Source organism: Bradyrhizobium sp. LeoB3 (assembly GCF_055456055.1).
Window position 1 is genome coordinate 1 of record NZ_JBVBEF010000103.1, and the last position, 26702, is coordinate 26702.

Genomic DNA, 26702 nt, shown 5'->3' on the forward strand with positions numbered 1-26702 from the left:
CCGGCGCGTTGCATTGGAGGCGGCGCATGAAAATCATCGTTGACGAAGCCGGCGAGATCATCGCCAAGGCGACGGATGTCCACACGGCGGCCACCATCGCCTCGCGGTGGCGGCCAGCCTCGGAAAAAACTGTTCCGGCGGGACACCGGCGAACCCGTGAAGCTTGATCTCTTCTTCAAGCACTACGGAAGTTCTCTTGGACATACAGCCCGAGCGGCTCGCCGAGGTGTCGCTGTTCGGGTACATCGTGGTGGTCGCCGTCTTCACCGACGGCACGCGCGTGGTGCGGTTGAAGCCGGTGCCGGGCGTCCCGCGCTGAGCCGTTTCGAACTGCGGAACTTTGGGGAGCAACACATAGTTTGGTCGGCGTTGGTACCTTGATCGCGCTGGTGGAGGATCCATCCTGTGTCTCCTTCAGCGATTGTGTGACAGATCACTCGCGCGGTCTCCGGCCAGAGTCGCGCGGGGGCCGTCTTTTTGACCATTGCCTGCTGACTCATAGTTTCTTCGCGCTTGAGTAACGCCTGGAACATCGAGATTCGACTGCAACGAAGTGGGCCAGAGGCCCCAAAGCAGGAGCAGCGAGCAGGCGATGATCATCACGGCGACACTGAGGAATCCGGCTGCGACAAGACTTTCTTGCCAGGGTTGTCCACTATGGCCTGCCGAGGCGACTGGAGTGTCGGCCGCGGTACCGAAAACCGCGGCCAGCGTTGTGAACAGCCAGTTCATGTAGCCGGCGTAAAGCGCAGCCCAGTATGCCGTGGTCTTTGCCCATGGCGGCAGTCTCACTGCACTCCAGATCGCACCCAACGCGATCAGGAAAGTGCCGTTCATCAAGCCTTCCAGGTGCGCCGAGAGCCCCATGCGCACATTGGTAAACTGTTGCTCGGCGAGGCCCGTAAGCAGACCAAGAAGAAACAGCCACATGCCATGCCACATCAGGTGTCGATTCCTGCTTTCCATGCCGATCCTCCTCTCGGATGTTCCCGTGGCTGTCATCTAATCGTCGACATCAGGCGCGCATGTCTAAATTGCACGGAAAATGGCAGGTAAAAAGCGTGCGGCTTTTGGAACCGCTCATCACTCGCCCTGACGGGCCGCCCCACTTGGTCGAGACGGAAGTTCAGAGGCTCATCGGGCGGCCTGCAAACTGCGTCGGTGGGTAATTTCGTTGAGGCTCGTATACGGCCTGTTGCGGCTATAGTGGTTCTTGAAAAAAGTCAGCGTGACTCACGTAAGATCGAAATAAAAATTGCGGCACACCTTCCATTTCGAGTTTTAGCGGTAGGTTATCTCTAGGCTGCCCCATGAACGAGAGCGCGCCGAGATTGCCATGTGCGAATAATGGGCGGCGATCGTGCTATCGGTGCGTCCACCGAGCTGACATTCCTTTATCGCCGGCGCTAAGAGTGGGTGGGGTTGTTCCAATCGAAGGATACCTCAGGGAGAGAGCGATGATCCAATTGAAGCCTCAAAACTCAATCGACGAGTCGTCAACATTTCGTCGTCCCAAGACCATTCTTCCGGTACCAACTCCTTCGCCCAAGTTTCAGTCTGTGGAGCCCGGAGTTCCGGACACCCAAATGACCCGTGAGGCGACCGGCATACTGCGGGAATTCAGCACGCCAGTGTTGATCAACCACTCCCATCGCGTGTTCTTCTGGGCAAACGAGATGGGGCGCCAAATGGGACAGAAATTCGACGCGGAGCTTGTGTTCATCTGCGCTGCCTTCCACGATTTGGGTTTGCTTAAGAAGTTCAGTAGTGCCACTGACCGTTTCGAAGTCGATGGTGCAAACGCGGTGCGTCAGTTTCTCGAAAGTCATGGCGTGCCCACCGCCCGTATTCAGACGGCTTGGGATGCGATCGCGCTTCACACCACGCCCGGCATCGCCGCGTACAAGCCCTTGGAAGTGGAACTACTATACAACGGCGTGGCCCTGGATTCGCTTGGTATTGGGTACGAAACCTTTCCTGAAGACGTTCGCAAAAGCGTGGTGAGCCAGTTTCCGCGAGCCAATTTCAAGCAGGAAATCGCGGAAGCGTTCTTTCATGGCTTCGAACACAAGCCCGAAACGACTGTGTATACCTGCAACGAAGACATCTGCTCGCATTTCATCCGCAATTACAGGCACAGCAACTTCTACGATCACATCCAGAATTCGCCGTTCCAGAACTCTTAGTATCCATCCTAAATGTTGGTCGGCGTTCAATGCTTGTCGCCGGTGTGAGAAGCGTTGTTGCGAGCCTCACGATGTCTCCGCCGCTGACTTAGAGCTATTTTGGCGGATTGCATGCTGATGCTCCGCTCGGTCGCCTTCTGGATCCAGCCGGTAGTCACCACCCTTGATCCGTTCCAGTTGTTCACGGGCCTGTAAGACACCTCTGCCAACCGCCTCGATGACAAGACTGCGGCTCTCACGCGTCAGAATCCAGCCACGGGCGTTCAATTACCTGTCGATACGCTTGGCGTTTCGAACGGTGCGCGCATCGTCCTTCTTTGAGAAAGCAATAGTCAGGGAGGCTGGTCAAAAAAATGCCTGATCCATGAGAATGGCTCCTCGCCCTTCTCGCATCTTGTTCGGATCATCACCTGGCTCCGCGACCATCGTGCGCGGCGCCAACTGAAGCTCCCGACTGTTTGCGGGGCTGGCCATCGCGGGCGCAACACTGTCAGTGGTATCCGATGTCAGCCCGCACTTTGCCGCGAAATACCCAATAGGACCAACTGGTGTACATCAGGATCACCGGCAGGAGCACGAGCGTTCCGATCAGCAGGAAAACTTGAGTCCGGTCGGAAGATGCACTCTCCCACAACGTGAAGTGATACGGCACGATCATTGGGTAAAGGCTGATGGCAATCCCGATATATGAAAGGACGAAAAGGCCGATCCCACCTACGAATGGCAGCACTTCGGAACGGCTGCCGAGCGCGTGCCAGGTGAGCAGCGTGGCAGCGATAGTGGCAATCGGAACCGGCGCCAGAAAAATGATGTTCGGAAACGTGAACCAACGAGCGGCGATCGCCGGGTTCATGAGTGGCGTCCAAATGCTGACGATGCCGATGCCCGCCAAAACGCCGATCAGACAGACACGACCCTGATGACGGGCGGCGTCCTGTAGCTCTCCTTGGGTCTTGAGGATCAGCCAGCCCGCCCCGAGAAGCGCATATCCGAACAACAGGGCGATTCCGGTCAGAACCGAGAATGGTGTCAGGAAATCAAACGAGCTACCGGAGAACACCCGCCCGCTGACTCGAAATCCCTGGATGAAGTTGCCGAGAACCACGCCCTGCGCGAAGGTTGCAATGCCCGATCCGTAGCTGAACCCGTGGTCCCAAAAGGTCTTGCGCTCAGCGTCCCGGAAGCGGAACTCGAACGCCACCCCTCGAAAAATCAATGCCAGCAGCATCACGAGAATTGGAAAATAAACCGCGGGAAGGATGATGGCGAACGCGAGCGGGAAGGCCGCGAGCAAGCCAAGGCCGCCGAGCACGAGCCAGGTTTCATTTCCGTCCCAAATCGGCGCAATCGAATTCATGATCGTATTGCGAGAGGCTGTGTCCGGCGCCAAGCCAAAAAGAATGCCGACGCCGAGATCGAAGCCGTCAAGGAGCACGTAGAAGAACACGGCGAGGCCGAGGATCAGCGTCCAGATCGGCACGAAATCCATAACCTGAATCACGCCCTGACTCATGGTACGTTCTCCTCGGAAATCACCGGCGCGGCCAATACCGGCGCCTGTGGACGTCCGGCCTCGATTTCCGCGTCTCGTTCCGCGGTGGGCGTCGGGCCGAGGCGGACAAGGCGGATCATGAGAAACAATCCGGCTGGATACATAACGAGATAGACGGCCATATAGGCGAGCAGCGAGATCAGCACGTCACGGCCCGTCAACGACGGCGAGACTGACTCCGCGGTTCGCAACAGGCCATAGACGGTCCAGGGCTGGCGTCCGACTTCGGTGGTCACCCAGCCGGCGATAACCGCAATGAACCCGATGGGCATCGCGAGTTGGCACAGCCGCAGAAAAAGCGGAGTGTCGTTGAGCCGCCCACGCCAGCGCAGCCATCCGCCGAGCAGCACGATACCAAGCATCAGCATGCCGCATCCAACCATGATCCGGAAAGAAAAGAAGGGAATTGCGACGGGCGGCCGTTGATCAGCGGGAAAGTCCTTAAGGCCCTTGACTTCGCCGTCGAGCCTGTGAGTGAGGATCAAGCTGCCCAGCAAGGGCACCTCGATCGCAGCATAGTTGCTTTCGGTCTTGTCGTCGGGAATGGCGAACAGCGCCAGGGGGATGCGGCGGCCGGTCTCCCAGTGTGCCTCGATGGCCGCAAGTTTTGCAGGTTGGTGCTCCAGCGTATTAAGGCCATGCTGGTCGCCGAGAAAGATCTGCAGAGGCACCAGCGCGGTCAGGAGCCACAGCGTCATCGACAGCATGGTGCGGCCTTCTTCTGCAAATTGTTCCCGCCTCATCAGATAAGCGCCAACGCCGAGGACGACGAAACCGGTGGTGATGTAGAAAGCCACAACCGTATGAGCCAGCCGGTACGGGAATGAAGAACTGAAGACGACTTCCATCCAGTTTGTCGGAAAGATACGGCCGTCGATGATTTCGTAACCGGCCGGCGTCTGCATCCAGCTATTAGCCGACAGAATCCAGAAAGACGAGAACAGCGTGCCCAGCGCCACCATCAGCGCCGCAAAAAAGTGCGCCCAGCGCGGCACCAGCTTTCGTCCAAACAGGAGGACGCCAAGAAATGCAGCTTCGAGGAAAAACGCCGTCAGACCTTCATAGGCGAACAGCGGCGCGAGAACGTTTGCGGTAGCGTCCGAGTAGCGGCTCCAGTTGGTGCCGAACTGAAACGGCATAACGACGCCGGTCACAACACCCATGCCAAACGCGATCGAGAAAATCTTGATCCAGAACATGGAGACGCGAAGATAAACGTCGCGCCGGGTCGTGAGATAAAATCCTTCAAGGACGGTAATGAACGCAGAGGCACCGACGGTGAATGCGGGGAGCAGAATGTGCCAGCCAATCACCCAGGCAAATTGCAATCGCGACAGAACAACCGGATCTAAGTCCATCGTCGTTACCTCCCGCAGCAATCGCTGTGCCCGAAAAGCTTCCCATCCGCTCTTAATATTTCCGTATCGGCTTCAATCCTTACCTAAACGAAACGCCATTGCAGCTTAGGACATTCCGGTCAGGGCCGTAACCCCGCCGGACATCTGGAACCCATTTCCGTGCAATGCCGATAATCCGCGCGCCAGCCAAATGCTGCTTCACAACGCGAATAATCGGGAGCGGACACGCTAACTGATAAGGTCCGCTTTTTTCCCGATGGTCAGCTCAATCTTATCGTCCTGGTGAGGAACCGAAAACTCCCGCGCTTATCCCTCGTGCCGTCATGCGCTCGCGGCTCCAAAAATGATAAAGGTCGCGGTAGACTATTCTTTCTTCCACAACCACAGGCCTTCCAGTGCCACGAGATAGCTCGCAAGACCGATGGTGATCGCCGGGAAGATGATCTGGGACGACATCGTGAATCCGAATTGGATACGGGCGAGCTCGAGCGCCGTTAATCCGAACATAGCGCGTCCTCATTCGGCTCCGTCGTGACATTCAGCTCCTGGACGACCGACAAGGGCGGTTGTCCCTTGAACGCGACTGCAGGCTTCGGTCGCGTGTCGACCGAAAGCCTGAATACGTCGGGGCGGGCGTAATGACCCACAACATCCAAATCGTACTTGCCGCGGACGATCACCCGCCGGTCGATCTCGGCAAGCTTGATCGCCTCTCCGGTGAAATCGGGTTCGACGAGGACATTGCCGAGCGGGTCGACGATGCAGGATCCGCCGCGGATAAGTACCGTTTTCGGGTCGTCACCATGAACAGGCGCGTAGTCCCGCGGAGCATCGTTACGCGTGAAATACTGGCAGGCCGAGATCACGAAGCACCGGCCTTCAAGCGCGATGGTGCGCATCGTGGGCAACCAAGTGTCACGATCATCGACCGTTGGCGCGCAGTAAAGCTCGACCCGCTGGGCGTACATCGCGGCACGCAGCAGCGGCATGTAGTTTTCCCAGCAGATGACGCTGCCGATGCGGCCGAGCGGCGTCTCGACCACGCCAATTGTCGAGCCGTCACCGAAGCCCCAGACCAGCCGTTCCAGCGCCGTCGGCATGAGCTTGCGGTGTTTCAAGAGCAACCGACCGTTGGATCCGTAGGTCAAGGCCGTGCAATAGAGCGTCCCGCCATCCCGCTCGATGACACCGACCACGAGGTACACGCCATTGTCCCGCGCGATTTCGCCGAGCCGAGTGGCCTCGGGTCCTGGCAGGTCGATGGCGCTATCGTAGTAGCGGCGGAAATCTTCCCGCCCCTCGGCGCTGCGCATGCCCAGACGCGCGCCGAAGTCGATGCCTTTCGGATAGCCGCCGACGAACGCCTCGGGAAAGACCACGAGATCCGCCCCCAAACCGGCCGCTTCGCGCGTGCAATTGGCGAGCTTGGCAAAGGTCTTCGGCTTGTCGAAGAGGACAGGTGCGGCCTGAACAACGGCGGCTTTGATGGCGTTGGACATCGTAATCAATCCTTATGAACTACACGACGGCTCTGGTAGCGAGCGATGGCTGCGCCATGAGACTGGCGAGCTGGGTGAGGCCATCTTCGAGCGCACCTCGGTCGGGCGCGACGCCCAGCGAGATACGCACGGCCTCAGTGGGATGCGCGGCAACGGCGAAGGCGGAGCTCGGCACGATCGATACACCGACACGATCGGCGTGCTCCGCGAAGTCGCCTGCGCGCCAATGAGTGGGCAACCGTAGCCAAAGGTGATGCCCGTGCGGATCTGCCGCAAAGCTGACGTCACCCAGGATCGAAGCGGCAAGCTTCTGGCGAACCGCGTTCTCGGCGCTGATGGCTTTCGCGATTTCATCGAGCGAGCCGTCGGCGATCCAGCGTGTCGCAAGGGCTGACATGAGTGGCGGTGCCATGAGGATGGTCGCACGCAACACGCCCGCCAGTCGAAGCGCCATCCCAGCATTAGGTGCGACGACATAGGCAACACGCAAAGCGGGGCTCGCACATTTCGAAAGAGTGGCGATATGCCAGGTGAGGTCGCGAGCCAGCTCCGCCACCGTGACAATCCGCTCCGGCCGAAGCGGCGCATAAGGATCGTCCTCAATGATGGCGATGCCATGCTTCCGCGCCAGGGCCGCGATCTTATGGCGCCGATCCTCCGACATTGTCGCCGTCGTTGGATTGTCGATGGTTGGGATCACGTATAGCGCCTTGGGGGATTTCTCGCGGCACGCTTTCTCGAATGCGTCTGGAACGATCCCCTGTTCATCCATTGCGAGGGGTTCGAGGACGAGCCCTTTCTGTGCGGCGACAGCCTTCAGCCCGGGATAGGTCATCGCACCGGCAAGAAGCACGTCGCCGCGAGCGAGCAGAAGTTCGCAGACGGCAAACAATGCGCTTTGAGCGCCGCCCGTAACCATGAGCCGGTCGGGAGCAACGCCTTCGAGCCGGTGCGCAAGCCAGGCTGCGGCTGCATAGCGATCGGGCTCTGCGCCGCTGCTATCCTGGTAATGCAGGCTGAGCAGGCCGCGCGGACTTCCGAGGATGCCGGCGATCCCCTGCGGAAAGATCTTTCGGAACTCCACCTCCGACGGCTGTGGCGGAATGTTCATGCTGAGATCGATCAAGGGGTGCGCCGCTCCGGCGGGCTCGTTGCCATCAAGTTTCTCTCTGATGAAGGTGCCGCGGCCGGCCTGCGCCTCGATGAGCCCGCGCCGGCGCGCCTCATTGAAGGCCCGCGTCACAGTAGTCAGATCGACGTCGAGAGCTTCCGCGATGGCTCGCTGCGGCGGCAGCCTGTCGCTCCGTGCGACCCGCCCGGACCTGATATCCGCCTCAAGGGCTTCAACAATTCCGAGATATTTCATGCGGGCGCTCTCGATTAGTCGCGGTCGCCACATACTATTCCCTCGCTTGTATGCTAATTAAACATACGCTATAGATAGCATGTATGGGTTATGATTGGAAGGGCAGATACGTGCAATCGTCGCTGGCCGGCGGTTAGCGCGACAATCTTAGAGAAGCGCGGTGACGCCGATACATAGTCTTCATATTCAACCGCCAGCCTTGGTTTCTTCTCCGCGCGGTCTCTACGCCTTGGAGGTCACCGCGAAGACCGTCGCGCGGATTGCGGAGTCCAAAGCCGAGATTCCACCAGGAACGCCCATCAATATTGCGTTCCTGGGCAGCGAAAACCACGCGCAGCGTATCCATGCAGCGCGCATAGTGCGGCAATACGGCTTTGAGCCAGTGCCGATCATCTCAGCGCGGCGGCTGCTCTCCGAGAGAGAGCTCGACAACTTCCTTGGATACTTGATCGGTGAGGTAGCCCCGACGCGTTTCATGCTGGTCGGGGGCGACCCGATGACGCCTGCCGGTCCCTATGTAAACTCCTTGGGCCTACTGGAAAGTGGGATCCTCCAGCGCCACGCCATTCGCCATGTAGGGATTGTCGCACACCCGGAAGGGTATCCAAAGATCGATGCCGACACGCTGTGGCGAGCTCTCAGATGGAAGCTCGCTTTCCTGAAGGAGGCCGGCTGCTCCGTCGAAATCACGACTCAGTTCGGACTCGATGCCGATGCGATCGTGCGCTGGATCACGCGCTTACGCGGCGAGGAGATCACTACGCCCGTTCGAATCGGCATCCCTGGGCCAACGGATGCCGGCAGACTGCTCAGATACGCTGAACAATTTGGTGTCATCAGATCGGACGGGCTCCTGCGAAAGTATGGCCTCTCGCTCACCAATCTCCTTCAGCGCGTCACGTCGGATCGCTTTGTCGAACGGCTTGCCCTCGGATTGAACGGACGGGATTTCGGCACCCTGCTGTATCATCTCTATCCATTCGGCGGCATCGCGGACGGGGTCAGGTGGATGGATCGCTTCCTGCGCGACCAAAATCTCGTGGCCGTGCCGCATTCATACATAAAGTAACTACCCCTCATTCGACGACTTTTGCCGCCAATTGCATCCGCTGGGCGAGGCCTGTCTTTCGGGTTCCGCCCGCGGCATCGGGCTGTCTTCGCGATATGGACCGCCACGGTTGCGTCGGAGGCGCCGCGTGCGATTGCAAGCAGGGATTATGCTCCAGGCGTAGGGGTTAGATCCATACAATTCGCCTGCAGTATGGTTGAGATGTATGCTTATATAACCTACTAAACCGGGCGAAGATGTATGGCATGTTTCGCCGAGACTTACCGTCTTTGAGCGACAATCGCGTGCGATGGGTGATAACCGATGGATTTCGACGCCAAGTTTCGAGAACTAATTTCCGAGATGAAACTGGACGGCCGCTATCGGACGTTCATCGAGCTGGAGCGGATCGCGGGAGAATTCCCTACGGCTCTCTGGCATCGCCCGGATGGTGGGATCCAGCGCGTCACGGTCTGGTGCAGCAATGATTATCTCGGCATGGGGCAGCATCCCCGTGTCCTTGCAGCCATGCACAACGCGATCGATATCTCCGGTGCCGGCACCGGAGGGACGCGCAACATCTCCGGTACTAATCGTCAGCATGTTGCTCTCGAAGCCGAGCTTGCCGATCTTCACGGCAAGGAGGCGGCACTAATCTTCACGTCAGGCTGGATCTCGAACCTCGCGGCGCTCGGCAGCTTAGGCCGGCTCCTGCCAGACTGCGTCATCTTCTCCGATGCGCTCAACCACAACTCGATGATCGAGGGCATTCGCCGATCTGGCGCGGAGAGGCTCATCTTTCGGCATAACGATGTCGCTCATCTCGATGAGCTGATGGGCAGCGTCGATCCAGCGCGCCCTAAGATTGTTGCCTTCGAGAGCGTCTACAGCATGGACGGCGACGTGGCGCCGATTGCCGCCATCTGCGGCATCGCTGAGAAGCATGGCGCTATCACCTATCTTGATGAGGTTCACGCGGTGGGGCTCTATGGCGCGCGCGGCGGCGGAATCGCCGAGCGTGACGGCGTAGCCCATCGTGTGACACTGATCGAAGGTACCCTGGCGAAAGCCTTTGGCGTGATGGGCGGCTATGTCGCCGGTTCGGCGCTCATGATCGACGTGATCCGGAGCCTCGCCGACAGCTTCATCTTCACTACGTCGCTTCCTCCCCACCTTGCTGCGGGAGCCCTGGCCGCCATACAGCATGTGAAAGCGCACCCTGAAGACCGCACGAGGCAGGCTGAGAATGCGGCTCGGCTGAAGGCGATGCTCAAGAGCGGGGGCCTGCCCGTGCTCGACTCGCCCACTCATATCCTGCCGGTGATGGTGGGGGATGCGCATCTGTGCCGGCGTATCAGCGAATTGCTCTTGGCCGGTCGCGGCATCTATGTCCAGCCCATCAATTATCCCACGGTGGCGCGCGGTCTGGAGCGCCTGCGCATCACGCCGACGCCGTTCCACACTGAAGCGCACATGCGTGATCTCGTCGACGCGCTCATCGCCGTGGGCCGTGACCTGGGCTGGGCCGCAGCCCGCCAAGCTGCCTGAGTCTAGCCCACCTGAAGAGATACCACATGCCCAAGAGCATCGTCACTGCAAATCGCTTATCGGATGGCGTCGTTGTCTGGTTGGGCTCAAACGGGGAGTGGACCGATCGACTTGAAGCCGCGGACGCCCTCGATGGTAACGCGCTCCAATCCGCGCTTGAGACGGTCAGAGATCGCGACCGGGATGTTGCCGTCGACATTCGGGATATTCCGGCCGATCTTGTTGAGGGGCGTCCTGTCCCCCAAGCGCGCCGCGAACGATTACGAGGCGCAGGACCAAGTGTTCGGGAGGACTTGGCCAAAACGGCGGTCGGGGAGCGGTGGGCGCGCCCACCATTGCTGGCACCACCATCGGCCACTTCGAGGTCTCCCTACGCGGGCATCTATCGCTATGACGAATATGATCGTCAGTTCCTGCGCGACCGCGCCGAGCAGTTTCGTCGACAGGTCCAGCGCCGTCTTTCGGGTGAGCTGAACGAGGACGAGTTTAAGCCGCTCCGCCTGATGAACGGCCTCTATCTCCAGCTCCACGGCTACATGCTTCGGGTGGCGCTACCCTATGGCGTGCTGGGCGCTTCGCAGATGCGGCAGCTTGCCTATGTCGCTCGCTACTACGACCGCGGTTACGGGCATTTCACGACGCGCCAAAACATTCAGTTCAACTGGCCTCGACTGACAGATGCGGCGGACATTCTCGCTGTGCTGGCAGAAGCGGATCTTCACGCCATTCAGACGAGCGGCAATTGCGTGCGCAACGTTACGACCGACCATTTCGCTGGCGCCGCTGCGGAAGAGGTTGTCGATCCGCGTCTCTACGCGGAGATCCTCCGGCAATGGTCGACTGATCATCCCGAGTTCACCTATCTACCCCGCAAGTTCAAGATCGCGATCACAGGCAGCCCTCAGGACCGCGCGGCGGTCCGCGTCCATGACATCGGCATACTCGCGAAGCGTAACGCGAAAGGTGAGCCGGGATTTCAGATCTACGCGGGCGGCGGTCTTGGACGCACGCCCATGGTCGGCACCAAGGTCCGGGACTGGCTGCCGGTTCGCAATCTCTTGCGCTATGTCGAGGCAATCCTTCGCGTCTACAACACGCTGGGTCGACGCGACAACATCTACAAAGCGCGGATCAAGATCCTCGTTCGCGACATGAAGCCGGAGCGCTTCATCGAGATGATCGAGCATGAGTTCGCGGCCATGCCTGCTGACTCTTGCGTCCTCGAGGATGACGTGGTCTCGGTGGTTGCTGCGCGCTTCGTGCGGCCGCCCTTTGTTCCCTTGCCCTCGGAAACGCCAGAGTTCGAACGTGCGGTGAAGTCGAACCGTGCGTTCAGAGCCTGGGTTCGAACGAGCACGCACCCACATCGCGAACCGGGCTACATTTCCGCGGTGATCTCGCTAAAGCCCATTGGCGGAATCCCCGGCGACGTGAGCGCCGACGAGATGGACCTGATCGCGGATCTAGCTGATCACTTCTCCTTCGGTGAGATCAGGGTATCGCACGAGCAGAACCTTGTTCTGCCGCATGTCCGCAAGGAACAGCTCCCTAACCTATGGCAGGCCCTGGTTGATGGCGGTCTTGCGACGGGGAATGTCGGCCTCGTCACCGATATCATCTCCTGTCCCGGCATGGACTATTGCAGCCTCGCAACGGCCCGTTCAATCCCGATCGCGCAGAAGATCGCGGATCGTTTCGCCGATCCGGCACGGCAAGCCGAGATTGGACCTCTCGACCTCAACATCTCTGGCTGCATCAACGCGTGCGGTCATCATCATGTCGGGCACATCGGGCTGCTCGGCGTCGATAAGAATGGCGAGGAGGTCTATCAGATCACGCTCGGCGGCGCGGCCGACGAGAAAGCGTCCATCGGCACGATTATCGGTCCCTCGGTCGCTGTCGGGGCCGTGCCTGACGCGATCGAGGCAATCGTCGACGCCTATCTCGCGCACCGTACCGACGGGGAGAGCTTCATCGACACCTGCCGGCGGCTTGGAACGGCACCCTTCAGGGAGGCGGTCTATGGCGCTCATCAATAACAAAGCGCGGGTCATCGAGGACGGCTGGAGCTATCCCGACGCGAACGGAGACGGCGCGATCCGGCCGAAGTATGTCATCCCGCTCGACGTGTTGGCGTCGGTGGGATCAGAGATTCGCATCGACGGCCCAATCGGTGTGTTCGCGGCTGCCGGAGTTACGGCTGATAAGATCCTTCCCTTCCTCGACAAGCTCGAGCTTGTCGTTGTCGAGTTCCCGAAGTTTCGCGACGGCCGCGGCTTCACCGTTGCTCGCGCGCTTCGAGACAGACATGGATTCAAGGGCGACATCCGCGCGATCGGACACATCCTGCCGGATCAGCTCGCCGCACTCGTGCAGTGTGGGTTCTCGACCATCGTAACGCCGCCGGAGCATCCGCCTGCGCAGTGGCAGCAAGGTGCTCTCTCCGCGTCCAGACTTTTGAGCGGAGGGCCGCTGCTGCAGCGCCTGATCGGACGGCGCGCTGCAGCGCCCGCGAATGAAGAGGAGAGATCATGACAAGACTGCCCCTACGAACGATTGAAGATGCTCCTGAAGCTGCTAAGGAGTTGCTCATTACCGCACAGAAGCGCAACGGATTTTTGCCCAACCTCCTGCGGGTGCTCGCCAATGCACCAGTGGCGCTGGAAACCTATCTGACGGTCTCTGGCATCAATGCGCGCTCCTCTCTGTCGGTCGCGGAGCGCGAGACCGTGCAGATCACTGCAGCCGCGACGCATGGCTGCGGCTTTTGCGTCGCCGGTCACACGTCTGCCGCCTACAAGCAGGCAGGACTCGATAAGGAAGCAGTCGAGGCCCTGCGCGATCTCGGTCATGTGCCTGATGCGCGCCTAGACGCCGTCGCGCGCTTCACGAAGGCGGTGATCGCTACACGCGGCCGCGTCGACGATGTCGAGCTCGAGGCTTTCAAGTCGGCCGGATTCGGCGACCAGGCGGCACTTGAGGTGGTGCTCGGAGTGAGCCTCGCCACGCTGTGCAACTTCGCCAACAATCTCGGCGACTCACCGCTCAACCCGGAGTTCGAGCCCTACCGCTGGGATGGCGTGCGCGCCGCTGCCGCGAAAGGATGATCCGCCGTGTCGGTCGATGCCGAGCTTGCAGCATGGTTGGACAGGAACGCCTTCAGCCTGGACACGGAGAACACCCTGGCCGGCGAACTTCTCCCGCGGCTTGCGGCGGGCGGGTTGCTTGGTGCCGGCCTACCCGTCGCCGACGGTGGAGCAGGGGGCGACGTCACGGACGGTGTCGAGGCGATCGCGGCTGCTTCTGAACATTCGGTAGCTGCCGGCTTCGTGCTCTGGGCGCATCGTAGCTACATCGAGTATCTCTTACAAAGTCCCAATGCGGGGTTGCGCCAGGCGCTGCTGCCGGACCTCTTGGCTGGACGCGTGGCCGGCGCCACCGGTCTATCTAATGCGATGAAGTTTCTCTCCGGCATCGAGGAGCTGCAGGTGAACGTGCGCGCGCAAGCCGACGGCCTCGTGCTCGATGGAATGTTACCTTGGGTCACAAATCTGCGCTGGCAAGGCTTTCATCTCGCCGTGGCTGTGGCGAGAAAGCACAGGCGAGGCGCCTTCATCGCCTCGGTAGCGCATGACGATGCAGGTCTTAGCCGCTCAGCCGACCTCGACATCATCGCGCTGCGCGCGAGCAACACGGCAGGCGCAACACTTTCGGACGTGCAGATCGATGCGGATCGCGTGATCCATCCCGATGCCAATGTCTGGCTGCCGGAGGTGCGCCCGGCCTTCCTCGGCCTCCAGTGCGGCATGTCCATCGGGCTGGCGCGGCGCGCGCTTGCGGAAGCGCACGGCCGCCTCGCACCCGGGCGTCAGATACTCACTGAGCCGGTGATTGCGCTGACCTCGGCGCTGGTCGAGCAGGAAAGCAATCTGCGGGAGGGGCTCCGCTCCGGCATGTTCCGAGCTAAGCCGGAGGCGCTGTTCAAGATCCGCATCGCTCTCGCCGACATCGTTATGCAGGCTGTTGGGCTCGAGCTCCAGAGCACGGGTGGCCGTGGCTATCTGAGGGCGTCCGGGGCCAGTTTCGATCGGCGCTGGAGGGAGGCCGCCTTCATTCCGGTGGTCACGCCAAGTCTGGTCCAGCTCAAGACCGCGCTCGCGGCCTACCGCGAAAGCGGAGCAGTTGCGTAGACCGGAAAGGACGCAAAGATGCGCGAAGGGATTTCTCGACCAGCTAGGAAACCTACGAACCCGAACTTCTCGTCCGGCCCCTGCCGGAAACGTCCCGGATGGTCGCTGCAGGCGTTGAACGGCGCTGCGCTAGGCCGATCACATCGCTCCAAGGAAGGCAAGGCGAAGCTTCGCGAGGTTATCGACCTAACGCGAGAGGTTTTGGAGATTCCGGACGACTATCGAATCGCAATCGTGCCCGGCTCCGACACCGGCGCCGTGGAGATGGCGCTTTGGGGGCTACTCGGGCCACGTGGCGTCGATGTCTTCGCATGGGACAGCTTCGGCGGCGACTGGGTGGTAGACATCACGCGGGAGCTCGGGCTCGGTGATTTGAGGATCTTTATGGCCGCCCATGGCGAACTTCCAGACCTTCGGCGGGCGGACCCGGAACGCGACATTGTCTTTACGTGGAACGGAACGTCTTCCGGCGTCCGGGTCCCCGATGCTGACTGGATCACCGAAGACCGGAGCGGTTTGACGATCTGCGATGCGACGTCGGCTGCGTTCGCCATGGACCTGCCCTGGTCCAAGCTCGATGTGACGACCTGGTCATGGCAGAAGGTGCTCGGCGGCGAGGCTGCCCATGGCATGATGGTCTTGAGCCCACGGGCCGTCGAGCGTCTGACTGATCACGTTCCGCGCTGGCCGATGCCGAAACTCTTCCGCATGGTCAAGAGTGGCCTCGTCATCGAAGGGCTGTTCGTCGGGGAAACGATCAACACGCCATCGCTTCTGGCAGTCGAAGATGCGATCGACGGGCTGCGTTGGGCGCGCGACATTGGCGGTCTTCCTGCCTTGAAGGCGCGGTGCCAGGAAAATTTCGACCGCGCCGCCCAATGGGTCAGCCGGAACAAGTGGTGCGATTTTCTTGCCAGTCGCGCGGAGATCCGGTCACAGACGTCGATCTGCCTCAGGATTGTCGATCCGGAGCTAGGTGGGGACCAAGTCTTGCAGTCTGTGGTGGCAAACGCCGTCGTCGCGCGGTTGGCACAGGAGCGCGTTGCGTTCGATGCCGGCGCTTACCGGACGGCTCCTCCCGGCTTCCGCTTCTGGGGCGGAGCAACCGTCGCGGCATCCGATCTTGCCTTGGCGCTCGAGTGGCTGAGTTGGTGTTACCAGGAAGTCAGGGAGGCGGTCCGAACGTGATCAATAGAGCGGGCGACGGCTTTCAACGATGAAGCCGAACATTCGCAAGTTCTCAACCGGTGTAACGGTCATCATATTCTTCGATGGAGGAAACGGCGTGATGCAATTCCTCCCGCAGCTGCCGTGCCGCCAGTTTCCCTTAGGTATAGAGGGGTCGTGCTGATCGTAGATGCGTCGGTACGGTGTAGTCCGCTTGACGCGACGGCAGCGCATTCCAAGCTCGCTCCGGAGAGCATGAGGCAATGAGCTCTTTCATCCATGACGGCCGAAGGTTGCACTATACGCTTGAGGGAGCGGGACTGGCATTGCTCTTTGTTCACGGCCTTGGCGGCAATGTGGACAACTGGATGTTGCAACGCTTAGCCCTTGCGACGACTCATCGCGTCGTCGGAATTGACATGCCCGGCCACGGTCGATCAGAGGGGCGCGAAGTACGATTCGATCGCTATTGGGAAGCGATTCTCGCGCTGACTGAGCATCTCCAGATCGAACGGATCGCAATCTGTGGCCTTTCGAAAGGTGCTCGCGTCGCTTTGATGTTCGCGGCACGCCATCCAGAACGCGTTGAGCGCATCGCGGTCGTCAACGCGTTCATCCACTTGAAGCCGGCGGACAGGGAGGCGCGCCTCAAGCTCTATGATCTGCTCCTCCTGCCCGACGGGGGGCGAGGATGGGCCGAAGAACTACTATACGCGATGGGAGTCAGCGAGCATGACGCTATCGTCCGGGGCTTCCTGCGATCGCTCAATTGGATCGATCCCCAACATATCCGGGCCCGTTTCAACGAGCTCATCGCATTCGACCAGCGCGCGGAGCTGGCCGATGTCGGCTGCCCGATCCTTCTTATCAGAGGAGAACGGGACGCTTTCGTCCCGGACTACTGTGTCGAGGAGCTCCACCAGCGGCTCGCAGGATCCTCGATCGCACGAATGCCGAGTTGCGGGCATCTGCCTTACCTCGAAGCTCCTGCACGATTCAACGCGCTGCTCACCGAATTTCTTGGAAGCTCGAGACCGGATGGTTGACCAACGGATAGAGCCCAGTAGCTCTTCGAGAGGTGCTCAAAATCGCCACCACTACGCTGGTCCAGTTGAACGATGCTTCCGCGGCCGGCCGTTCGGAACGAGGCAAAGGGGGGACGCCTCAGGCAGCTCTTGCCGAGGCGTCTTGATCACTCGATAGCGGCCGCGAGGATCGGCATCGCTGTAGGTTCCGGGAGAGGTGCCGGCAGGGCCACGGGCGGCCGCTGCAAGGCGAGTTCGCGCGAGGTGACGGTTGGCGCCACCGCTTGGTTGGTCATAAGAAGCCGGAGGAGCTCTGGGCGCGAAAAGTGGCCCACAGAATCCATTAGTCGCTCGCGGACTACGTTCAGCTTGAGATCAAGATCGGCAACCAGAATCCCCTCTCCGGAAGTCAGCGGTGGGACTACATGCCTTCCCTCTGGATCGATGATCGCAGTCATGCAGCCGCCGCGGATTGCTGCGGCCGCGCCATTCTCGCCAGCGATCTTCATGACTTGCTCCTCGGTGAGCCAAGCCGTCGCATTGACCACAAAGCAGCCGCTCTGGAGGGCATGGTTGCGAAGCTGGACCTCCGTCTGGTCGCTAAAGGTGGGGCCGAAGAGCGCACCGGGATATTGCGCCACGTGGATATCCTCATGCTGGGCCATGATCGCATAGCGGGCGAGCGGATTGTAATGCTCCCAGCAGATCAAGCCGCCGATTCTGCCGACCGCCGTTTCGACCACTTGCAGGGTCGATCCGTCGCCCACGCCCCAGATCATTCGTTCGTGATAGGCTGGCGAGATCTTGCGATGTTTCAGGCGCAGCGAGCCATCGGCATCGAAGATCAGCAGGGCGTTGTAGAGCGAACCATGGTCGCGCTCGTTGATCCCAACCGTGATCACGATGTTATGCTTGCGAGCGGCCGCCGAAATAGCGTGGGTCACCGGTCCGGGCACGGCGACGGCGTTCTCATAGAGACGGATGTGCTCGTCGCGAATGGCGCTCGGCCCGTGAGCTATTGAGAAGTAGGGGTACCAGGGCAGGAACGTCTCGGGGAAGACAATTAGTTCGACACCTTTTGACGCCGCTTCGGCGATGGCAGCGAGCACACGGTCGAGCGTCCCTTCGAGAGAAGCGAGATCGGGGGAGATCTGCACAGCGGCGGCACGAATTGTTCGATAGTCTGTCATGAATGGTCCCTTGCATCTGGACTTGGACGTGGGTTGAGGATGCCGACTGGACCGTCCGCATCGTTGCGGCACAGCAGCGCTCATGCCATACATTGTTGCCACAATAGTATGTTATTTAAGCATACGCTTAAATGCTTTTGTTTGCCCTGAAGTGGGCGGGACTAGCCATGTCGCGCTACTATCATAAACGCGCAGCTGCCTGTCGCCCGCATTCACCAGGCTCGGACATATTGATCCAGCGCCATTTTCCCTCGATCTTCGCCTCGAATTGCCGAGCGCTCTCATCTCTATGGCGTACACTGAGCGGTTCAGGTAACGAAAATGTATGCTTGACGAACATACATCATGGTGTGATTTGTCAGGTATATCGAAGGCAGAAGCCATACAAACGGGAATCCAATCTGCGGCGCCTGATGAGCCGCTGATCCTAGAGGATGGGTAAGTTGTTCCAGCGCGGATCATGGTTGCCTCACACCGAGGCGAGCACAAAGGCACTCAAGCAAGGCCACGGAGGGCTCTTCAGCCATGCTTCGCTTCATAGTGGCCGACGGGTAGAGCGTGCGACACGCGAAGAGGGCGCTGCGCGCGCTAGTCTCCCGACAGTCGCGGGCCGAGTGGCCGTTGCGATCCTCCTCTTGACCCTCGGCGGCTGCGATCATCTGGAACTGATGAACCCCAAGGGGTCCATCGGCGCGCAGGAGAAGGATCTGATCCTGATCGCGCTCGGCCTCATGCTGCTTGTCGTCATTCCCGTGATTGTGCTGACACTCGTTTTCGCCTGGCGCTATCGGGAGTCAAACTCCAAGGCGACCTACATGCCCAAATGGGCGCACTCGACGCCGATCGAGATCGTTATCTGGTCGATCCCCTGCATCATCGTAGCATTCCTCGCCGTCCTCATTTGGGAGACAACCCACTCGCTCGATCCCTACCGGACGCTTGAATCGGACGTCGCGCCGGTGAACGTCGAAGTTGTCGCGCTGGATTGGAAGTGGCTGTTCATCTATCCGGACTACGGTGTCGCCGCCGTAAACCACCTCGCGATTCCCGTCGGCACGCCGATCAACTTCCGCCTGACGTCTGCGTCGATGATGAACTCCTTTTTCATCCCGCAGCTTGGCAGCCAAATCTACGCAATGGCTGGGATGCGGACCAAGCTGCACCTCATCGCCGATGAGGCTGGCACCTATGCTGGTCGATCCTCGGCCTTCAGCGGGCCGGGTTTTTCGGACATGCATTTCGACACGGTCGCTGTGCCCAGAAAACAGTTCGATGCCTGGATTACGCAGGCCAGGAACGCGCCGGTCGCGCTGGACGAAGCGAGTTACAGGCGGCTCGAGCAGCCGAGCATCAAGACGCCGGCTACCACATACGCGAGGGTCACGCCCGGACTTTTCGATAGCATCGTCGATCGCTTCATGGCGGGACGGATGCCGGCGGTGGCGCTCAACGACGCGATCTGCACGCCCCAGGGACTGGTCTCGCGGAGGAATTACTGATGCTTGGAAAACTCTCCCTCAGTGCCGTTCCGCTCAATGAACCAATCATCACAGGGACTGGCATCGTCGTCGCGATTCTCGGCTTCACCGTTCTTGCCCTGATCACCTACTATCGAAAGTGGGGTTATCTCTGGTCCGAATGGATCACCTCCGTCGATCATAAAAAGATCGGCGTAATGTATTTCGGTCTCGGGCTCCTCATGCTACTGCGCGGATTTGCGGATGCGATCATGATGCGCACCCAGCAGGCTATGGCCGCCAATGATGCCGCCGGCTACCTGCCGCCGCATCACTACGATCAGATCTTCACTGCCCATGGCGTGATTATGATCTTTTTCGTGGCCACGCCCTTTATCATCGGGCTGATGAACGTCGTGGTGCCGCTCCAGATCGGCGCGCGCGACGTCGCCTATCCCTTCGTCAATTCGCTGGGTTTCTGGCTGTCCGCCGTCGGCGCCGCTCTTGTCATGGTCTCCATGTGGGTCGGCGACTTTGCCGCGACCGGCTGGGTAGCCTATCCGCCGCTGTCCGAGCTCGAATACAGTCCGACAGTAGGCGTCGATTATTTCATATGGTCGCTACAGGTCTCAGGGCTCGGCACGACACTCACCGGTATCAACTTCGTCGTCACGATCCTGCGCATGCGCGCGCCCGGCATGGGTTTCATGAAGATGCCGGTCTTCGTCTGGACCGCACTGATCACCAACATCCTGATTGTCGCGATCTTCCCCGTGCTGACGGCCACCTTGGCGCTGCTCGCCGCCGATCGGTACTTCGGCATGCATTTCTTCACAAACGAGCTTGGTGGGAATGCGATGATGTACATCAACCTCATCTGGATTTGGGGCCATCCCGAGGTCTATGTGCTGATCCTGCCGTGCTTCGGCGTCTTCTCCGAGGTGATCGCGACCTTCTCCGGCAAACCGCTCTTCGGCTACAAGTCGATGGTCTACGCCACCTCGTCGATCGGCGTGCTCTCGTTCTTCGTCTGGCTCCATCACTTCTTCACGATGGGCTCCGGCGCTAACGTCAATGCCTTCTTCGGCATCATGACGACGATCATCTCGATTCCGACCGGCGTGAAGCTGTTCAACTGGCTGTTCACGATGTACCGGGGCCGGATCCGCTTCCACTCGGCGACGCTGTGGACCATCGGCTTTATGGTCACCTTCGCTGTCGGCGGCATGACCGGTGTCCTGCTCGCGGTTCCCGGCGCAGACTTCGTCCTGCACAACAGCCTGTTCCTGGTGGCCCACTTCCACAACGTCATCATCGGTGGCGTGGTCTATGGCTGCCTCGCCGGCATGAGTTTCTGGTTCCCAAAGGTGTTTGGGTTCAAGCTGAATGAATTCTGGGGCAAGGTCTCCTTCTGGTGCTGGCTGGTCGGCTACTGGCTCGCCTTTACGCCGCTCTACATCCTCGGCTTCAAGGGGATGACGCGCCGCATGAACCACTATGACCTGCCCGACTGGCACCCCTACCTGATCGTCGCTCTGGTCGGCGCGGCGATTATCGGCATAGGCATCATCGCCATCCTCATCCAGTTCTGGGTCAGCATCAGGGATCGGGAGAAGAACCGCGATCTGACGGGCGATCCGTGGAATGCCCGCAGCCTGGAGTGGTCCACGGCCTCGCCGGCGCCCTTCTACAACTTCGCCCATATTCCCCGTATCACCTCGCTCGAGCAGCATTGGGAAGACAAGGAGCTTGGACGAGCCTGGCGCTCCGCGTCGTACTACGAGGACATCCACATGCCGAAGAATACGGCGGCCGGCTTCGTGATGGGCGTCTTCAGCTTCGTCCTGTGCTTCGCGCTCGTCTGGCACATGTGGGCGATCGCCGCGGTTGGCCTCTTTGGGATGGTCGGCACGTTCATCGCGCGCAGCTACGACCGGGACACCGACTACTATGTTCCGGCACCCGAGGTCGCGCGCATCGAGAGACAGCGCCACGCGCAAATATCGAAGGCAGTGTAACCATGAACATCTCTGTTCTCCCCAGATCGGTAGCGACGTTCGAAGCTTCAGCCGCACATCACCACGAGCATGATGACGGGTCGATGACCGTTCTCGGTTTCTGGATCTACCTGATGAGCGATTGCCTGATATTCGCGTGCTTGTTCGCCACCTTCGGCGTGCTTGCCGAAAATGTTGCGGGCGGTCCGGGCGGGCGGGAGCTTTTCGATCTGTCGTATGTTGCGGTTGAAACGGTTCTGCTGCTGGCGAGCAGCTTCACCTTTGGTGTCGCCGTACTCAACTTGCAGACCAACCGCAGGGGAAATGTCATCGCGTGGCTCGCCATCACTTTCGTGTTGGGCGCGGCATTCATCAACATGGAAATTCGAGAATTCGTCCATCTCATCGAAGAGGGAGCGGGCCCGAACCGAAGCGCCTTCCTCTCGGCCTATTTCACGCTCGTCGGCACGCACGGATTGCACGTGACGGCGGGGCTGATCTGGCTTGCGGTGATGATCCACCAAGCCTCCCACTTTGAGCTGGATGGGGTCATTCGTCGGCGTCTCGCTTGTCTCAGCCTCTTCTGGCACTTCCTCGATCTGGTGTGGATCTGCGTCTTCACCTTCGTTTACCTGCGCGGGGTGCTGTGATGTCGAAAGCGAGTATTTCAAACCACATTGCAGATGATGCCCCCCACGCTACACTTAAGTCCTACTTAGCAGGCTTTTTCCTGTCGCTCGGATTGACCGCACTCTCGTTTGGAGCAGTCATGAGCGGTGCCGTTGCTAGGGACATGATCCTGCCGGCGATAACGCTGCTTGCCGTCGCTCAGTTGCTGGTGCAGCTCGCGTTCTTTCTCCATCTCGGAACCGCGCCAGAGCAGCGGAACAACACGGTGATTTTTCTCCTCACTGGCCTGCTGATCGCGACTGTTGTCGTCGGCTCACTGTGGGTCATCCACAACGCGAACGTCAACATGATGCCGACCCAAATGTCGATCGATCGCGCTCGGGCGAAGGACTGACTTGAGCGACGTGCCCGGCGATCGGCGGAGATCTTCGTCCAGTCGCGTCCCTATTGGAAGGCCGCATATGTGCCTGCATCGCTCTTCGTTGCAGCCGATCTTGGTCGCGGAGCGATCCGCCGGTTATGCACCCGACCGGCCCAGGCGGAGACGCTGATGTACGAACGAATGCATGTTTGCCAAATTGAGGGTTACGTACCGGGCCTCCAGCCCGATAGCAGCGCGATCAAGCTCAACACGAATGAGAATCCTTTTCCGCCCAGCCCGAGGGTGATGACGCATCTCAGCAATATTCTTCCCCTCACACTCCAGCGCTATCCGGATCCGTCGGCCATGGCGTTTCGTCTCGTTGCCGCGCGCGCCCACGGCGTTGCGCCTGATCAGGTTATTGCCACCAATGGTGGCGACGAGCTGCTGCGACTGGCGCTCGCGACCTTTGTCGATCCCGGCCGCGCGGTCGGCATCGTTTCGCCCGGTTACGGCTTCTATTCCTTGCTCGCAGGTCTCCATCCTGCGCCCGTCTGCGACGTTCCCTTGACCGAAGCTTGGCAATTGCCCGAGGAAACTGCGAGCCGCTGGAATGCCGCCGGCGCGCAGCTCGCGTTCCTCACGAACCCCCACGCCCCATGCGGAACGCTTTTTCCAATCGCCACGATCGAACGGCTCGCCGCGTCCTTTAAGGGTGTACTCGTTGTTGACGAAGCCTATGTAGATTTCGTTGATCCGGCGCTAGGCTATGATGCGACAACGCTGATATCGCGGCATCAAAATGTCCTTCTGCTCCGCACCCTGAGCAAAGGATATTCGCTCGCCGGTCTCCGCTTGGGTTATGGCCTCGCCGATGTCAGGCTGATCCAGCCAATCCTTCACAAAACGAAGGACACCTACAACGTCGATGCAATCGCCCAAATACTCGGTGCGGCGGGGCTCGACGACCGCCTGCATGCGAGCGGTACTTGGGAGGCAGTTCGGAAGGAACGAGAGACACTTTCGCGCAATCTGCAAGACTTGAACCTCGCTGTCGGCCCATCTCAAGCCAACTTCGTTCTCGTTTCGCTCGCATTGTTTGATGGCAGCTGCAGCGCACGCCAAGTCGTCACGAAGCTTATGGAGCGGAACATCTATGTCCGCTGGTTCGATACCGATCGGCTGCGTGACAAGCTGCGAGTCACGATCGGCACTCCGCAGGAAAATGCGGCGCTCATCAGTGCGTTGCGCACGATTCTCGGCCGACCGGATGGTAAAATTGGATATGGCCGAGCCTTGAATGTTCATACTTGCAAATCGTACCTGTCAGTATAGGAGAAACTGAAATGACTATCATTGCACCACCATTCACGCTCGAGAGCGCAACACAAAAAGTTCGCCTGGCAGAAGACGGATGGAACAGCCGCGATCCCGAGAAGGTGTCGCTGGCTTATACGCCGGACAGCCGTTGGCGGAATCGCTCTGAATTTGCCAACGGACGGACCGAGATCGTGGCGTTCCTCACCCGAAAGTGGGCAAAGGAGCTCGACTATCGGCTGATCAAGGAGCTCTGGGCCTTCACCGATAATCGGATCGCCGTCCGCTACGCCTATGAGTGGCATGATGACAGCGGCAATTGGTTCCGTTCGTATGGTAACGAAAACTGGGAATATGATGCCGCAGGGTTGATGCAACGCCGGTTTGCCTGCATCAATGACCTTCCCATCAAGGAAGCCGACCGGAAGTTTCACTGGCCTCTGGGGCGGCGTCCGGACGATCACCCTGGGCTTTCGGAGTTGGGGCTTTGAACCGCGCTCGACGAGCGCTCTGACGTCATATCCCTCCTCGCCAGAGTCTTCCCCGAGTTTGGCACGAGGGAAGCTTCGCTCAGCCGGGGCGAGAAGGACAGCCTCCATTAGTTCTTTCTGGGCGGCAGCGTGGGCTCGTCGTATCGAACACCAGCAGCGCTGGGATAGATGATCCGAGGCGTGCCGTAGCCGGCATCGAGCTCCTTGAACACAGCCTACTAGTTTGCCGCCGAGGCCGCCCTTGGTCCGGAGGTATGATGATGGCGGCCTCATCTCGTTGCTGATCCGCTTCTGCCGCCACCGTATTCCGTCTTAACTCCTGCTCGAAGGCGCCAACGATTCCCCCATCTCTTGGCTTGTGAGCAGGCCGGGCATGTAGGGCGGCTCCGAGCCTGAAAAATGAAGGCGAGAGCGGACTAGTCTCTTCATTAGGATGCTCGCCGCATCGCGCGGACTTCCGACGCGAACCGCTCCGGCCACACAGCCGCAACTGATCTTCCGCTTGATCCAGGCGCGATCGCCGTTGTCGCGGGCGTCTAAATTCTCTCGCGTGGCCTTCTCAGCTGGTGTTGTTAGTGACCACAGGCGGTCCCCATGGTCATCACGTGCAAGAAAAAGCGCTTCATGAAGAGTGTCGATTCCGACGTTTAGGTGCCATGCCCCAGCGAACACCGCGTCATCTGGAATATCTCCCCAATTCTGGGGCTGATGACTCCAGGGATCGACAAATGCGCTCTGATGCTCATCGAGGGGACTAGAGAATACGTCAGCCATAAAAAATACCTCCATCGCATTGGCGAGGAGGCTGACACCCGTGCGACCCGTATCGTTGCCGAATTGGCCGCATCCCCTTGCGGGAGCCACCTTGCCCGGGACGGCAGGTTGGCGAGGGCGTCAGCCCCTCTCTTGATGCACGCTAACAATATAGTGGCTTTGGAGATTCTTCCAGAGCGTCACTAGCCCCACAGTTTTTCGACAGACCAGGGGCCCGCTCCTCCTCGGATCTGCGCCGCGAACGGGAGGCGGATGAGTAGTCGATCCTAGCAGTCAGTCGCAACGGTGCTGAACGGGCGTTTACGCCTGTTCAGTCAATATTCAAAACGAAGCGGATAGTTCGCGCGAGCACCTCTCAGAAAGGAGGAGGCACCAAAATGAAGCGGCTTCTGATAATCGGACTACCGTCTGTGCCTTTGCACTCGCGCCAACCGTTTCGGCATCGGCTATGCCCGTAGCAACCCCCTATACGCTGGGCGGAGCCGATGAAGCGGTTATTCAGGTCAAGGGCGGCCACGGGCATGGGCATGGGTGGGGCCATCACGGCGGTCGCGGCCATCACTTTGGTTGGTACCGTGGCCATCACTACGGTTGGCACCGCGGCCACCACTGTGGCTGGTGGCATCATCGCCATTGGTGGTGACTTTCACCTCATGAGAAAGGGGGCTGCAGTAATTGGCGGCTTCTTTTTCGCTCAATGTCGTCAATCAAGGACGTTCGCAGTTCGGTCACTATCGCGGATAAACCAGACATAGCGTCGACGACTCGCTTCGGCCGCGATGACCCGGATGCATGGTACGTGAAGCGGCGTTGAGCCGCGTGAGACATCGCATGCTTTCGGCTGGAGTCAGGGAGCGTACCAGGGGCAAAGCGGCGGATAACGCTTTGCCGGTTTGAGTGGTCGGCTGCGCGCAGCGAGTAATCGCGGTGGCGAAAAGTCAACGCGCCGGAACGAAATCGATTTCACCCACACCTTGTAAATTCAGAAACGTGAGCGATTTCGCGCCACCGTTGGTCACCAGATGCGGTCGCGCCGGTCTGACTACATAGACTTCGCCGGGCTTCAGATTCACTTCCTCTTTTGGGTCCTGCAAGAACAGCTTCACGTGTCCTTCCAGAACGTAGAAAGTATCGGAGATATTGGTGTGGCTGTGCCAGGGCACCTTCTGCGTCAGCGAGAGCTGCAAACTCCAGAATACGAAATCCCGGGCGGACTGCATGCTCAACACGACGCTCCACCTCATAGAGATGGCTGGAGTCCGGATGCGCTTCCTTCATGTCGGGCTTCCCTAGTGGGCAACTAGTAGATCCGACGTTGCCACGCACCGCAATGGCGCTCTCCTGTTTGCTGCGGTGCAGAAGTCCGCATGTGGCCTTCTGAGACATGCCAACTGCTATGATGAATGGCCGCATTCGGGGGCAAAGCGGAAAACATGGGCTCACACTGAGTTCTTCTCAGTTTGACCCGAATGTATGGTCCGGCCGCGCGTTGCAAGCGGTTTCGTCAACCTGGCAGATGCGGTCTTGCATCAATGTATCCGGCCTC

Annotated in this window: 23 protein-coding genes, 2 pseudogenes and 1 riboswitch; of the genes and pseudogenes, 17 read left to right on the plus strand and 8 right to left on the minus strand. The window is 59.8% G+C overall.

From position 1 onward, the window contains the following. Window positions 1-196 precede the first annotated feature (196 nt). Window positions 197-319: a hypothetical protein gene (locus ACZXDY_RS37675; protein ID WP_283807038.1), complete on the plus strand. Its 123-nt coding sequence runs from the start codon at window positions 197-199 to the stop codon at window positions 317-319. 95 nt (window positions 320-414) lie between these two features. Here the strand turns inward: ACZXDY_RS37675 and ACZXDY_RS37680 are convergent, their stop codons facing one another. Further along, the gene (locus tag ACZXDY_RS37680) at window positions 415-966 is read right to left on the minus strand and encodes a hydrogenase (RefSeq protein WP_464349028.1); all 552 of its coding nucleotides are present in this window, start codon (window positions 964-966) and stop codon (window positions 415-417) included. Between the two features lie 491 nt (window positions 967-1457). Here ACZXDY_RS37680 and ACZXDY_RS37685 point away from each other — a divergent pair, with 491 nt between their 5' ends. Further along, window positions 1458-2186 carry an HD domain-containing protein gene (locus tag ACZXDY_RS37685; protein ID WP_080664022.1) on the plus strand — a complete coding sequence of 243 codons (729 nt, stop codon included), beginning with the start codon at window positions 1458-1460 and terminating at the stop codon, window positions 2184-2186. A gap of 490 nt (window positions 2187-2676) precedes the next feature. On the opposite strand, the gene cydB is transcribed toward ACZXDY_RS37685, so the two are convergent. The 5 genes and pseudogenes from cydB to ACZXDY_RS37710 form a co-directional block, all read right to left on the minus strand. Beyond that, entirely contained in the window at window positions 2677-3699 is a 1023-nt protein-coding gene (gene cydB, locus ACZXDY_RS37690; RefSeq protein ID WP_035691960.1) for a cytochrome d ubiquinol oxidase subunit II, read from the minus strand. After that, window positions 3696-5096 carry a cytochrome ubiquinol oxidase subunit I gene (locus ACZXDY_RS37695; RefSeq protein WP_035691958.1) on the minus strand — a complete coding sequence of 467 codons (1401 nt, stop codon included), beginning with the start codon at window positions 5094-5096 and terminating at the stop codon, window positions 3696-3698. Before ACZXDY_RS37695 ends, cydB begins: the two co-directional genes overlap by 4 nt. Before the next feature lie 331 nt (window positions 5097-5427). Further along, window positions 5428-5603, minus strand: a pseudogene (locus tag ACZXDY_RS37700) (cytochrome ubiquinol oxidase subunit I); the annotation flags it as partial. Continuing rightward, on the minus strand, window positions 5591-6595 hold the full coding sequence (locus tag ACZXDY_RS37705; protein WP_464349029.1) for a carbon-nitrogen hydrolase family protein: 1005 nt from the start codon (window positions 6593-6595) through the stop codon (window positions 5591-5593). The gene ACZXDY_RS37705 and the pseudogene ACZXDY_RS37700, both read right to left, overlap by 13 nt. Before the next feature lie 19 nt (window positions 6596-6614). Then, window positions 6615-7961, minus strand: coding sequence for an aminotransferase-like domain-containing protein (locus ACZXDY_RS37710; RefSeq protein WP_210164723.1), 1347 nt, complete (start codon window positions 7959-7961; stop codon window positions 6615-6617). A gap of 160 nt (window positions 7962-8121) precedes the next feature. Between ACZXDY_RS37710 and ACZXDY_RS37715 the strand changes: the two genes are divergently transcribed. From ACZXDY_RS37715 to ACZXDY_RS37755, 9 genes and pseudogenes are all read left to right on the plus strand, one after another. After that, window positions 8122-9030: a methylenetetrahydrofolate reductase gene (locus ACZXDY_RS37715; protein ID WP_464349030.1), complete on the plus strand. Its 909-nt coding sequence runs from the start codon at window positions 8122-8124 to the stop codon at window positions 9028-9030. Between the two features lie 303 nt (window positions 9031-9333). Continuing rightward, window positions 9334-10557 (plus strand): 5-aminolevulinate synthase, encoded by a 1224-nt coding sequence (hemA, locus tag ACZXDY_RS37720; RefSeq protein WP_028167726.1) that lies wholly within the window; start codon window positions 9334-9336, stop codon window positions 10555-10557. A 26-nt stretch (window positions 10558-10583) separates the two neighbouring features. Further along, window positions 10584-10787: pseudogene (locus ACZXDY_RS37725) on the plus strand (DUF2849 domain-containing protein); the annotation flags it as partial. 150 nt (window positions 10788-10937) lie between these two features. Then, entirely contained in the window at window positions 10938-12596 is a 1659-nt protein-coding gene (locus ACZXDY_RS37730) for a nitrite/sulfite reductase (RefSeq protein WP_245287551.1), read from the plus strand. Next, complete coding sequence (locus tag ACZXDY_RS37735; protein ID WP_051397129.1) at window positions 12580-13092, plus strand: DUF934 domain-containing protein; 513 nt, start codon at window positions 12580-12582, stop codon at window positions 13090-13092. The genes ACZXDY_RS37730 and ACZXDY_RS37735 overlap by 17 nt, the downstream gene beginning before the upstream one ends. Beyond that, window positions 13089-13664, plus strand: a complete 576-nt coding sequence (locus ACZXDY_RS37740; RefSeq protein ID WP_464349031.1) for a carboxymuconolactone decarboxylase family protein — start codon at window positions 13089-13091, stop codon at window positions 13662-13664. The genes ACZXDY_RS37735 and ACZXDY_RS37740 overlap by 4 nt, the downstream gene beginning before the upstream one ends. Before the next feature lie 6 nt (window positions 13665-13670). Then, window positions 13671-14747: an acyl-CoA dehydrogenase family protein gene (locus ACZXDY_RS37745; protein WP_464349032.1), complete on the plus strand. Its 1077-nt coding sequence runs from the start codon at window positions 13671-13673 to the stop codon at window positions 14745-14747. 18 nt (window positions 14748-14765) lie between these two features. Next, on the plus strand, window positions 14766-15935 hold the full coding sequence (locus tag ACZXDY_RS37750) for a phosphoserine transaminase (protein ID WP_028167722.1): 1170 nt from the start codon (window positions 14766-14768) through the stop codon (window positions 15933-15935). A 242-nt stretch (window positions 15936-16177) separates the two neighbouring features. Continuing rightward, on the plus strand, window positions 16178-16960 hold the full coding sequence (locus tag ACZXDY_RS37755) for an alpha/beta fold hydrolase (protein WP_464349033.1): 783 nt from the start codon (window positions 16178-16180) through the stop codon (window positions 16958-16960). Window positions 16961-17106: 146 nt separating this feature from the next. Here ACZXDY_RS37755 and ACZXDY_RS37760 read toward each other — a convergent pair whose 3' ends face one another. Continuing rightward, window positions 17107-18129, minus strand: a complete 1023-nt coding sequence (locus tag ACZXDY_RS37760) for a nitrilase-related carbon-nitrogen hydrolase (RefSeq protein WP_464349037.1) — start codon at window positions 18127-18129, stop codon at window positions 17107-17109. Between the two features lie 614 nt (window positions 18130-18743). Between ACZXDY_RS37760 and cyoA the strand changes: the two genes are divergently transcribed. The 6 genes from cyoA to ACZXDY_RS37790 all read left to right on the plus strand — a co-directional run bounded on the left by cyoA (window position 18744) and on the right by ACZXDY_RS37790 (window position 24382). Beyond that, window positions 18744-19628 carry a ubiquinol oxidase subunit II gene (gene cyoA / locus ACZXDY_RS37765; RefSeq protein ID WP_464349034.1) on the plus strand — a complete coding sequence of 295 codons (885 nt, stop codon included), beginning with the start codon at window positions 18744-18746 and terminating at the stop codon, window positions 19626-19628. Next, on the plus strand, window positions 19628-21604 hold the full coding sequence (cyoB, locus tag ACZXDY_RS37770) for a cytochrome o ubiquinol oxidase subunit I (protein ID WP_028167721.1): 1977 nt from the start codon (window positions 19628-19630) through the stop codon (window positions 21602-21604). Before cyoA ends, cyoB begins: the two co-directional genes overlap by 1 nt. A gap of 8 nt (window positions 21605-21612) precedes the next feature. Continuing rightward, window positions 21613-22233, plus strand: coding sequence for a cytochrome o ubiquinol oxidase subunit III (gene cyoC, locus ACZXDY_RS37775; protein WP_433994555.1), 621 nt, complete (start codon window positions 21613-21615; stop codon window positions 22231-22233). Then, window positions 22233-22607 carry a cytochrome o ubiquinol oxidase subunit IV gene (gene cyoD / locus ACZXDY_RS37780; protein WP_464349035.1) on the plus strand — a complete coding sequence of 125 codons (375 nt, stop codon included), beginning with the start codon at window positions 22233-22235 and terminating at the stop codon, window positions 22605-22607. Before cyoC ends, cyoD begins: the two co-directional genes overlap by 1 nt. Before the next feature lie 156 nt (window positions 22608-22763). Continuing rightward, window positions 22764-23909 carry a histidinol-phosphate transaminase gene (gene hisC, locus ACZXDY_RS37785; protein ID WP_464349036.1) on the plus strand — a complete coding sequence of 382 codons (1146 nt, stop codon included), beginning with the start codon at window positions 22764-22766 and terminating at the stop codon, window positions 23907-23909. An 11-nt stretch (window positions 23910-23920) separates the two neighbouring features. Further along, window positions 23921-24382, plus strand: a complete 462-nt coding sequence (locus tag ACZXDY_RS37790) for a nuclear transport factor 2 family protein (protein WP_028167718.1) — start codon at window positions 23921-23923, stop codon at window positions 24380-24382. Window positions 24383-25197: 815 nt separating this feature from the next. After that, window positions 25198-25300, minus strand: a riboswitch (SAM-I-IV-variant riboswitch). A 794-nt stretch (window positions 25301-26094) separates the two neighbouring features. Here the strand turns inward: ACZXDY_RS37790 and ACZXDY_RS37795 are convergent. Next, complete coding sequence (locus tag ACZXDY_RS37795) at window positions 26095-26376, minus strand: cupin domain-containing protein (RefSeq protein ID WP_051397351.1); 282 nt, start codon at window positions 26374-26376, stop codon at window positions 26095-26097. Window positions 26377-26702: the final 326 nt, after the last annotated feature.

What these genes read in the sequence shown, in the direction of transcription:
- ACZXDY_RS37790 (WP_028167718.1), top strand. Translation starts at nt 23,921, where the DNA reads ATGACTATCATTGCACCACCATTCACGCTCGAGAGCGCAACACAAAAA.
- ACZXDY_RS37735 (WP_051397129.1), top strand. Translation starts at nt 12,580, where the DNA reads ATGGCGCTCATCAATAACAAAGCGCGGGTCATCGAGGACGGCTGGAGC.
- ACZXDY_RS37710 (WP_210164723.1), bottom strand. Translation starts at nt 7,961, where the DNA reads ATGAAATATCTCGGAATTGTTGAAGCCCTTGAGGCGGATATCAGGTCC.
- cydB (WP_035691960.1), bottom strand. Translation starts at nt 3,699, where the DNA reads ATGAGTCAGGGCGTGATTCAGGTTATGGATTTCGTGCCGATCTGGACG.
- ACZXDY_RS37740 (WP_464349031.1), top strand. Translation starts at nt 13,089, where the DNA reads ATGACAAGACTGCCCCTACGAACGATTGAAGATGCTCCTGAAGCTGCT.
- ACZXDY_RS37705 (WP_464349029.1), bottom strand. Translation starts at nt 6,595, where the DNA reads ATGTCCAACGCCATCAAAGCCGCCGTTGTTCAGGCCGCACCTGTCCTC.
- cyoD (WP_464349035.1), top strand. Translation starts at nt 22,233, where the DNA reads ATGTCGAAAGCGAGTATTTCAAACCACATTGCAGATGATGCCCCCCAC.
- ACZXDY_RS37795 (WP_051397351.1), bottom strand. Translation starts at nt 26,376, where the DNA reads ATGCAGTCCGCCCGGGATTTCGTATTCTGGAGTTTGCAGCTCTCGCTG.
- ACZXDY_RS37750 (WP_028167722.1), top strand. Translation starts at nt 14,766, where the DNA reads ATGCGCGAAGGGATTTCTCGACCAGCTAGGAAACCTACGAACCCGAAC.
- hisC (WP_464349036.1), top strand. Translation starts at nt 22,764, where the DNA reads ATGTACGAACGAATGCATGTTTGCCAAATTGAGGGTTACGTACCGGGC.
- ACZXDY_RS37685 (WP_080664022.1), top strand. Translation starts at nt 1,458, where the DNA reads ATGATCCAATTGAAGCCTCAAAACTCAATCGACGAGTCGTCAACATTT.
- ACZXDY_RS37755 (WP_464349033.1), top strand. Translation starts at nt 16,178, where the DNA reads ATGAGCTCTTTCATCCATGACGGCCGAAGGTTGCACTATACGCTTGAG.
- ACZXDY_RS37760 (WP_464349037.1), bottom strand. Translation starts at nt 18,129, where the DNA reads ATGACAGACTATCGAACAATTCGTGCCGCCGCTGTGCAGATCTCCCCC.
- cyoB (WP_028167721.1), top strand. Translation starts at nt 19,628, where the DNA reads ATGCTTGGAAAACTCTCCCTCAGTGCCGTTCCGCTCAATGAACCAATC.
- ACZXDY_RS37695 (WP_035691958.1), bottom strand. Translation starts at nt 5,096, where the DNA reads ATGGACTTAGATCCGGTTGTTCTGTCGCGATTGCAATTTGCCTGGGTG.
- hemA (WP_028167726.1), top strand. Translation starts at nt 9,334, where the DNA reads ATGGATTTCGACGCCAAGTTTCGAGAACTAATTTCCGAGATGAAACTG.
- ACZXDY_RS37680 (WP_464349028.1), bottom strand. Translation starts at nt 966, where the DNA reads ATGGAAAGCAGGAATCGACACCTGATGTGGCATGGCATGTGGCTGTTT.